General features: G+C 67.6%; 11 protein-coding genes. 8 read left to right on the top strand and 3 right to left on the bottom strand.

What is annotated here, in order from left to right:
• The 4 genes from infC to QOC69_RS13655 all read left to right on the top strand — a co-directional run.
• The coding region (gene infC / locus QOC69_RS13670) for a translation initiation factor IF-3 (protein ID WP_526440308.1) at positions 1–454 on the top strand (454 nt) is incomplete at its 5' end.
• A 33-nt stretch (positions 455–487) separates the two neighbouring features.
• Complete coding sequence (rpmI, locus tag QOC69_RS13665) at positions 488–682, top strand: 50S ribosomal protein L35 (RefSeq protein ID WP_184432792.1); 195 nt, start codon at positions 488–490, stop codon at positions 680–682.
• A 42-nt stretch (positions 683–724) separates the two neighbouring features.
• Positions 725–1114: a 50S ribosomal protein L20 gene (gene rplT, locus QOC69_RS13660; RefSeq protein WP_526440305.1), complete on the top strand. Its 390-nt coding sequence runs from the start codon at positions 725–727 to the stop codon at positions 1112–1114.
• Positions 1115–1215: 101 nt separating this feature from the next.
• The gene (locus QOC69_RS13655; protein ID WP_526440303.1) at positions 1216–1968 is read left to right on the top strand and encodes a TrmH family RNA methyltransferase; all 753 of its coding nucleotides are present in this window, start codon (positions 1216–1218) and stop codon (positions 1966–1968) included.
• Here the strand turns inward: QOC69_RS13655 and QOC69_RS13650 are convergent.
• Entirely contained in the window at positions 1965–3209 is a 1245-nt protein-coding gene (locus tag QOC69_RS13650) for an acyl-CoA dehydrogenase family protein (RefSeq protein ID WP_526440301.1), read from the bottom strand. The two genes, QOC69_RS13655 and QOC69_RS13650, sit on opposite strands and share 4 nt — an antisense overlap.
• Before the next feature lie 3 nt (positions 3210–3212).
• Positions 3213–4259, bottom strand: coding sequence for an oxygenase MpaB family protein (locus tag QOC69_RS13645; protein WP_526440299.1), 1047 nt, complete (start codon positions 4257–4259; stop codon positions 3213–3215).
• A 234-nt stretch (positions 4260–4493) separates the two neighbouring features.
• On the opposite strand from QOC69_RS13645, the gene QOC69_RS13640 reads away from it, so the two are divergent.
• Together QOC69_RS13640 and QOC69_RS13635 are read left to right on the top strand one after the other, a co-directional pair.
• A complete protein-coding gene (locus tag QOC69_RS13640) occupies positions 4494–5387 on the top strand; it encodes an adenylate/guanylate cyclase domain-containing protein (RefSeq protein WP_526440297.1) in 894 nt (297 codons plus the stop codon).
• Positions 5388–5408: 21 nt separating this feature from the next.
• Complete coding sequence (locus tag QOC69_RS13635; protein WP_526440295.1) at positions 5409–6203, top strand: rhomboid-like protein; 795 nt, start codon at positions 5409–5411, stop codon at positions 6201–6203.
• A 70-nt stretch (positions 6204–6273) separates the two neighbouring features.
• Here the strand turns inward: QOC69_RS13635 and QOC69_RS13630 are convergent, their stop codons facing one another.
• Positions 6274–7854: an FMN-binding glutamate synthase family protein gene (locus QOC69_RS13630; protein WP_526440312.1), complete on the bottom strand. Its 1581-nt coding sequence runs from the start codon at positions 7852–7854 to the stop codon at positions 6274–6276.
• A 59-nt stretch (positions 7855–7913) separates the two neighbouring features.
• On the opposite strand from QOC69_RS13630, the gene pheS reads away from it, so the two are divergent.
• A complete protein-coding gene (gene pheS / locus QOC69_RS13625) occupies positions 7914–8957 on the top strand; it encodes a phenylalanine--tRNA ligase subunit alpha (protein ID WP_526440293.1) in 1044 nt (347 codons plus the stop codon).
• On the top strand, positions 8957–9074 hold a 118-nt coding region (locus QOC69_RS13620; RefSeq protein WP_526440310.1), incomplete at its 3' end, for a hypothetical protein. The genes pheS and QOC69_RS13620, both read left to right, overlap by 1 nt.

Here is a 9074-nt window from a genome sequence, read left to right as displayed (position 1 = left end):
GGACTACGGCAAGTTCAAGTACGAGACGGCTCAGAAGGCGCGCGAGTCTCGCAAGAACCAGCAGCAGACCGTCGTCAAGGAACAGAAGCTCCGACCCAAGATCGACCCGCACGACTACGAGACGAAGGAGGGGCACGTCGTCCGCTTCCTCGAGGCCGGGTCGAAGGTCAAGGTCACCATCATGTTCCGCGGACGCGAGCAGTCGCGGCCCGAGTTGGGTTACCGACTGTTGCAGCGCCTCGGCGCCGACGTCGCCGACTACGGCTACGTCGAGACGTCCGCCAAGCAGGACGGCCGCAACATGACGATGGTGCTGGCGCCGCACCGCGGTGCGAAGACTCGCGCCAAGGCGGCGCACGACGCCGACGCACCGGTTGCGCAGCGAGCGGCACCGGCACCGGCCCCCGCCGAGCCCGTGGCAGCGCCGCCGAGCGAAGCGCCACCAGCTCCATAACTGAACCGATCCATCACCGAACTAGAGGACACCATGCCCAAGGCCAAGACCCACAGCGGAGCGTCGAAGCGCTTCCGCGTCACCGGAACCGGCAAGATCGTGCGCCAGAAGGCCAACAAACGGCACCTCCTTGAGCACAAGTCGAGCAAGCGCACCCGTCGCCTCGACGGCCGTACCACGGTGTCTGCCAACGACACCAGCCGCGTGAAGAAGATGCTTAACGGCTGAGCGCAGCACCCCGTAACGACCGCACGAGAATAGGAACACCCCATGGCACGCGTGAAGCGCGCACTCAACGCCCAGAAGAAGCGGCGTACCGTCCTCAAGGCCTCGAAGGGCTACCGCGGACAGCGGTCCCGGCTCTACCGCAAGGCCAAAGAGCAGCAACTGCATTCGTTGGCCTATGCCTACCGCGACCGGCGCGCCCGCAAGGGTGAGTTCCGCAAGCTGTGGATCTCGCGGATCAACGCTGCGGCCCGGGCCAACGACATCACCTACAACCGCTTGATCCAGGGCCTCAAGGCCGCCGGCGTCGAGGTGGACCGCAAGAACCTGGCCGAGATCGCGGTCAGCGACCCGGCTGCGTTCACTGCGCTCGTCGACGTGGCCAAGGCCGCGTTGCCGGAGGACGTCAACGCTCCGTCCGGAGAGGCCGCCTGAGCTCTGTCGGGGCTGGGGGTCCCCCCGCTTGCGGGGGAGAGCGGAGCGACCCGGGAAGCAACCGAGTTCCGGGCTCCCCGCTCACTGAGCGATCGGCCCGCGTGGTGGCTGCGGCCAAACTGCACCGCCACGTGGGCCGTACCCGCGCCGCACGCTTCCTCGCCGAGGGACCCAACCTCGTCGAGGCAGCGTTGCGGCGCGGTCTCGTATCCGAGGTGTTCGCCACCGAGGAGGCGCGGCACCGCTTCGGCTCGATGCTCGACGGCGCGCCCGTATACGAGGTGACCGAGCGGGCCGCAAAGGCGTTGTCGGACACCGTGACACCCGTTGGGCTGGTGGCGGTGTGCTCGTTGCCCGACATCCGGCTGACCGACGTGCTCGCCGCGAGTCCACGCTTGGTGTTGGTGGCCGTGGAAATCTCCGAACCCGGCAACGCGGGCACGCTCATCCGGCTGGCCGACGCGATGGGCGCCGACGCCGTCGTCCTCGCTGGGCACAGCGTCGATCCCTACAACGGAAAGTGCCTGCGCGCCTCGGCCGGAAGCATCTTCTCGGTGCCCGTACTCGAGGTGACCGACACCGCGGACCTGATCGCGGCGTTGCAGGGAGTCGGTGTGCGGGTGCTCGCCACGACCGTCGACGGCGAGGTGTCACTCGACAGTCCCGACCTGGCGGCGGACCTGGCCGGGCCCACCGCGTGGCTGTTCGGCCCCGAGGCGCACGGTCTGGCGCCCGACGTCGCGGCGTTGGCGGACGCGCGGGTGCACATTCCGATGCGCGGTGGCGCGGAGAGTTTGAATGTGGCCGCCGCGGCGGCGATCTGCCTCTATCAGAGCGCTGTGGAGCAGGGCTAACCGCTCAGCAGTCCGCGGGCCACGTGGGTGATCTGCACCTCGTTGCTGCCCGCGTAGATCATCAGCGACTTGGCGTCGCGGGCCAGTTGCTCTACGCGATACTCGGTCATGTAGCCATTGCCGCCGAACAGCTGGATCGCCTCCATCGCCACGTCGGTGGCCGCCTGCGAGCAGTACCACTTCATAGCCGACGCTTCCGGCAGGGAGATCGGGGTACCCGCCTGTGCGGCCTCGATGACGCGAAACAGCATGTTGCGCACGTTCATTCGCGCCACCTCCATGCTCGCCAACTTGAGCTGGATGAGCTGGAACTGGCCGATCTCCTTACCCCACAGGGTCCTGGTCTTGGCGTAGTCGACGCTCAGCCGCAGGCACTCCTCGATGACGCCGAGCGCCATCGCTACGACACCGATCCGCTCCGAGGCGAAGTTCGATCGGGCGCTGTCCCGTCCGTCGCCTGACTTGTTGTCCTCGGTCTCGCCGAGCAGCCGGTCGCGACCGAGCCGGACGTTGTTGAAGAACAATTCACCGGTCCGCGAGCTGTGAATCCCCATCTTGCGGAATGGTTTCGACTGCACGAAGCCTTCCATACCGCGATCGAGGACGAACGTGAGCACCTTGCGGTCACGCTTGTCGACGTTGGGGTCACCCTCGTCCAGCTTCGCGTAGATCACGGTGACGTCGGCGTCGGGGCCGTTGGTGATGAACGTCTTCTGTCCGTTGAGGATGTAGTCGTCCCCGTCGCGCACCACGTAGGACTTCATGCCGCCGAACGCGTCCGAACCGGAGTCGGGCTCGGTGATCGCCCATGCGCCGACCTTCTCGTAGGTGACCAGCTCTGGCAGCCAGCGCTCCTGCTGGGCGAGGGTGCCGCGGGAGGCGATGGTGGGCACCGTCAGGCCGAGGCTCACGCCCATGCCCGTCACCACGCCCATGCTGACTCGGCACAGTTCGCTGACCACGACGAAGCCCATGCCGGCCTGATCGCTTCCACCGCCCAACATCCCACCCGACGAGGCCTTCGCCGACGACGAGCCGCCGTCGCGCACCTTGGCCAGCCTCTTCGCGAGAGACTCCTTCGCCATCACGTCGATGCCGAACGTGGTGAACAGCTTGCGAATGATGGGGTAGGGCGGCATGTCGCCGTCCTCCAGCTCGTCCAGATGCGGCCGGATCTCCTTGTCCACGAACTCGCGGACGGCATCGCGCACGGCGATGTCGACGTCAGACCACTCGAGCATGTATCAGGCTGCCTTTCCTGGCGTCTGGCGCCCACGCGCCGGCCGCAGCCCGGCCAACGAGAACGTGGTGTGGACGAGCGAGCCCGCCCGTTCCATCAGGGACTTGTGGCGCGGGACGTAGTGCATGGGCAGGTCCCAGCGATCGCGCGGCGGCGCCATGAACGCGGGCGCCTCCACCAACGGGGCGTCGGCGGGGATCCGGCCTGCGGCCCGCTTGTAGGCCGCGATCGCGCGCGGGTGCAGCCGGATCTCGTCGGGTATGGCCAGGAAGGCCAGCTCGACGGCCTTTCCGAAAAGCCTCAGCACCACTTCGTCGCCCGCGGTCCAACGCATGCCTGCCTTCTCGCGCACGGCGGGGTCGAACAGTCCGGCGGCGATCCAGCGCTGCGCTCCGACCATCGGCTTGAACAGCTGGTCCCAGACGGGCGTCGGCATCAGGACGAACCACGGCTTGGGTATCCGGATCGTGAAGATGTCCAATGTGGCCTTGTTGATCTCGAGTTCGTCGCGACACTTGGCCTCCCAGTACTCCTGGAAGTCCTCCCACGTGCCGGGGACCGGTCGCATGCTCATGCCGTACATCCGGTACCACTGCACGTGTTCGTCGAACAGCTGGCGCTTCTCGGCTTCGGTGAGGCCACCGCAGAAGTACTCGGCGGTCTTGATGATCAGCATGAAGAACGTGGCGTGGGCCCAGTAGAACGTCTCGGGGTTGAGGGCGTGGTAGCGCCGCCCGACGCCGTCGACGCCCTTGATCGACTCGTGATAGCCCCGGATCTGCGCACCGGTGTCGGCAGCGCGGTCGCCGTCGTACACCACGCCCATGATCGGGAAGACCGACCGGGCCACCCGCTGCAACGGTTCGCGAAGCAGGATCGAGTGGTCCTCGACCCCGGCGCCGAGCTCGGGATACATGTTCTGGATCGCACCGATCCACACGCCCAGCATCCCGGTACGCAGGTCGCCGAAGTACTTCCAGGTCAGGGAGTCGGGGCCGAGGGGATCGGCGGAGGCGCCGGCCCTCGCGGTCGTCTTTGATCTCGCGGTCATGGTGTCCTCGCTGAGTTCCAACCGGTGTTGTGCGGCTCACGTTAATGTTGACAACACGTGTTGTCCACGATTTGCGGGCGCGTCGGGTGGCACCGTTACCGACCTGCGACGTCCGTGTGAGCAGGTCGACGTCGACCGGTCAAGATCAGCATGACCAGCGGCTTCGTCGGGTGATCCGGTCGGCGGCCTCAGGCGTAATTGCCGGTCGTCCGAAGGGCCACCTAGGGTGGCGCTGTGGATGTCGAATCGTTCGAGGGACGATCCGGCGGGCAGGAGCGCAGCGACTCGGGGATCAGACCCGGCGGACGGCTGGCCTGGCTGAAATACACCAACCACAGCCCCGAGGTCATCGCCTTCATCAGGCGCGCCCGTCGCGCGCTGCCCGGCGATCCGGACTTCGGGGATCCCTTGTCTTCCGCGGGCGTTGGTGGTCCGCGCGTCGCCGCACGTGCGGCGGATCGGCTGCTGGACCGAGATGCCGCATCGCGGGAAGTCAGCCTCGCGGGCCTGCAGGTGTGGCAGGCGCTGACCGAACGGGTGTCCGGGCGACCGGCCAACCCTGAGGTCACGCTGGTGTTCACCGACCTCGTGGGCTTCTCGGAGTGGTCCCTGGTGGCCGGGGACGACGCCACGCTGCGGCTGCTGCGGCGCGTCGCCCAAGTGATGGAACCGCCGCTGCTGGCCACCGGTGGGCGCATCGTCAAGCGCATGGGCGATGGCGCGATGGCGGTGTTCTCCGATCCCATCATCGCGGTGCGGGCGGTGCTCGCCGCGCTCGAGGCAGTGAAAAACGTTGAAATCGACGGCTACACGCCGCGGATGCGGGCAGGTATCCACACTGGCAGGCCGCAGCGGATGGGTTCGGATTGGCTCGGCGTGGACGTCAACATCGCCGCCAGGGTGATGGAACGCGCCACCAAGGGCGGCCTCGTCGTGTCGCAGTCGACGTTGGAGCGCATCCCGAGCGACGAATTCGAAGCACTCGGTGTGACGGCCAAACGGATACGCAAGCAACTGTTCGCCCCGAAGATCGCCGGGGTGCCGGAGGATCTGGCCATGTACCGCTTGAGGATTCGCAGGGACTTGCCAGCTGAGGATGACGGGGACGGCGATTCTTCTGGCGCATAGTGGTTGGTGATGGTGTCGGCAATGTGGTCTGGGCTGACCCGAGTGCGGGTCACCGTGTCGTACGCGGTGATCCTGGTCGGCGTCACCACCACGCTCTCCGTGCTCGGCCCCACGGCTGCGGATCGTGTGATCCGGCACGCCAGCACCAATCTGCACAACCTCAATCACGGACACGTCGGGACGCTGCTCGGTAGCGCATTCGTCGTCGACGCCGGGGCCCCGTACGTGTGGTTACCCGGGTTGATCTGCCTGATGGGTGTCGCCGAACTCCTCTGGCGCAGCGGACGTCTGATCGTGGCGTTCGCTGTCGGCCACATCGGCACCACATTGCTCGTCGCGGCTGGTCTCGCCGCAGCGGTGAAGCTGGCCTGGCTGCCCGTCTCCATCACGCGGGCGGAGGACGTGGGCATGAGCTACGGGGCAACGGCCGTGCTGGGCACCCTGACCGGGGCGGTGCCGCGCCGCTGGCGCGCTACCTGGATCGGCGGGTGGCTCGCGGTCGGAGTGGCCGTGGTCTCGGTGACCAGCGACTTCACCGACGTGGGGCATGCCGTGGCGCTGGCGCTGGGGATGGTGGTGGCGACGCGGTTCGGCAGGCCAGGGTCGTGGACTGCCACGCGTGTCGTGCTGTTGATGATCGGTGCGGCGTTCGGCTTCCTGATTCTTGCCAACACCGGTCCGTTGATGCTGGTCGCGGCGATCTGTGGCACCGCGGGAGCCGTGCTTGGCGCTCTGCTCGATTGGTGGCGCCAGCCGATGGGCCGAACGCGCGCGGCGCCTGCGGTGGCGACGGGGCAACCGGCGCTTCGGGGGTGACGCCCGGTTTGTGCACCGTGGCCGATTCATCCACGGGCGCCGCTCCGCGACGGCTCAACGAGAACCGATGTCAGGTGAACTCGTCGGCGGACGCCTCGACCCAATCCGAGAGCCACGATTCCGGTGGATCCTCGACCAGTTCGCCTGGCATCAGCCAGTCGTATATCTCGGCGTAGGTCCGGGTGCGTTGGCTCTCGATGCGCCGGTTCAGCATCGCCGGCGACAACTCGTGAAAACCGTTCAGGCCCATCGACGCTACGATCTGTGCGGCGCTGGCGACGGTGGCGCGCTGATAGTTGAACACCCGAATGGACTTGTCCGTCACGTTGAGTGCTCGTGTGCGGGCGGGGTCCTGAGTGGTGACGCCGGTGGGGCAGTGGTTGGTATTGCACTTCATCGCCTGGATGCAGCCGACGGCGAACATCATTGCGCGCGCCGAGAGCGTGAAGTCTGCGCCCTGGCACACCCGGCTGACGATGTCGACGCCGCTGGCGACCTTGCCGGACGCGCCGATGCGGATGCGGTCGCGCAGGCCGGAGCCGACCAGGCTGTTGTGCACCAGCATCAGGCCCTCGGTCAGCGGCATGCCGACGTGGTCCTCGAACTCCTGGGGCGCCGCACCCGTGCCGCCTTCTCCGCCGTCGACGATGACGAAGTCCGGCGCGACACCCGTGGCCAGGATCGCCTTGCAGATCGACAGGAACTCCGTGCGCGCGCCGATGCACAGCTTGAACCCGATCGGCTTGCCCCCCGACAGCCGGCGCAGCGTGGCGATGAATCCGACGAACTCGGTGGGGGTGGAGAACGCGCTGTGCGCCGGTGGTGACACCACCGTCTTCCCGATCGGTACGCCGCGGGTGGCCGCGATCTCGGCGCTGACCTTGGCGCCAGGCAACACGCCGCCCAGGCCGGGCTTGGCGCCCTGGGACAACTTGATCGAGATGGCCTTCACCGACGGCAACCGGGACTTCTCGGCGAACGCGGCCGCGTCGAAGTGGCCGTCGGCGTCGCGGCAGCCGAAGTAACCCGACCCGATCTCCCAGATCAGGTCCCCGCCCGCGCGCAGGTGATACGGGCTGATGCCACCTTCACCCGTGTCGTGGGCGAACCCGCCGCGCGCCGCCCCCGCGTTGAGCGCCTCGATCGCGTTGGCGGACAGCGCGCCGAAGCTCATCGCCGAGACGTTGAGCATCGCGATGTCGTACGGCTGGGTGCAGTCCGGACCGCCGAGTCGCACCTTCGGGTCGAGGTTCTCGGCGAAGCGCGCCCGGATGGAATGCCGCAGGAACTCGTAGCCGATCGCGTTGACGTCACGCTCGGTGCCGAACGGCTCGTCGCCCTTGGTGGCCTTCGCGCGCTCGTAGACCAGGTCGCGGGTCTCCCTGTCGAACGGTGCCGCCTCGGTGTTGGACTCGATGAAGTACTGCCTGATCTCGGGCCGGATGAACTCCATGAGGAATCTGACGTGCCCGATGATCGGGTAGAGCCGCAGGATGGTGTGCCGGGTCTGCAGCAGATCCCAGGTGCCCAGCGCCGCGAGACCGACCAGGATGGCCGCGGGTGCGGCCCACCAGCCGTGCCCGATTACGGTCAGCACGGCGGCCAGCGCCCCGGCGAGGAAGACAATCGCGACGATGAGCGGCCGGATCATCACGGCGTAACGGTATCGCGTGTCGCGGCCCACATCCGGCCATCGCCTATGATCGCCGGGTGTCTGATCAGCCCATCGACCTCTCGGAGGACGCACTCGCGAAGGCCGTCAGCGCGGCTCGCGACGCCTTCGGTCTGGCCGCTGACCTCGATGCACTGGCCCGCGCCAAGACCGAGTTCCTCGGCGAGCGGTCGCCGATCGCGTTGGCGCGTCAGGCACTCGGCTCGCTGCCCAAGTCCGACCGCGCCGACGCCGGGCGCCTCGTCAACGTGGCCCGCACCGACGCGCAGCACGCCTACGACGAGCGTCTCGCGGTGCTGCGCGTCGAACGCGATGCCGCGGTCCTGGTGGCCGAGCGGATCGACGTCACGCTGCCCTCGACACGCCAGCCGATCGGTGCGCGGCATCCGATCACGGTCCTGGCCGAGCACGTCGCCGACACGTTCGTCGCGATGGGCTGGGAGCTCGCCGAGGGCCCCGAGGTCGAGACCGAGCAGTTCAACTTCGATGCACTGAACTTCCCGCCCGATCACCCGGCGCGCAGCGAACAGGACACGTTCCACGTCGCGCCCGAGGGGTCCCGGCAGGTGTTGCGAACGCACACCTCGCCCGTGCAGATCCGCGCGCTGCTCGAGCGCGAACTGCCGGTGTACATCGTGTCGATCGGCCGGACGTTCCGCACCGACGAGCTCGATTCCACGCACACCCCGGTGTTCCATCAGGTCGAGGGGCTCGCAGTCGACCGCGGTCTGACCATGGCCCATTTGAAGGGCACGTTGGATGCGTTGGCGCGGGCCGAGTTCGGGCCGCAGGGCCGCACCCGGTTCCGGCCGCACTTCTTCCCGTTCACCGAGCCGTCGGCAGAGGTCGACGTCTGGTTCGAGAACAAGAAGGGCGGGCCCGGCTGGGTGGAGTGGGGCGGTTGCGGCATGGTCAACCCGAACGTGCTGATCGCGTGCGGTATCGACCCGCAGGTGTACTCGGGCTTCGCGTTCGGCATGGGTCTGGAACGAACCCTGCAGTTCCGCAACGGCATTCCCGACATGCGTGACATGGTGGAGGGCGATGTGCGGTTCTCGTTGCCGTTCGGGGTTGGCGCCTGATGCGCGTTCCCTACAGCTGGCTTCGCGAAATCGTTCAGGTCGGCGCCCCGGGGTGGGACCCCGGCGCCGACGAGCTGGAACAGACGCTGATCCGGATCGGCCACGAGGTCGAAGAGG

This window comes from Mycobacterium sp., from assembly GCF_032162105.1.
GTDB lineage: Bacteria > Actinomycetota > Actinomycetes > Mycobacteriales > Mycobacteriaceae > Mycobacterium.
The sequence above is the reverse complement of the archived record's forward strand: the minus strand, read 5'-3'. Positions and strand labels throughout refer to the sequence as shown.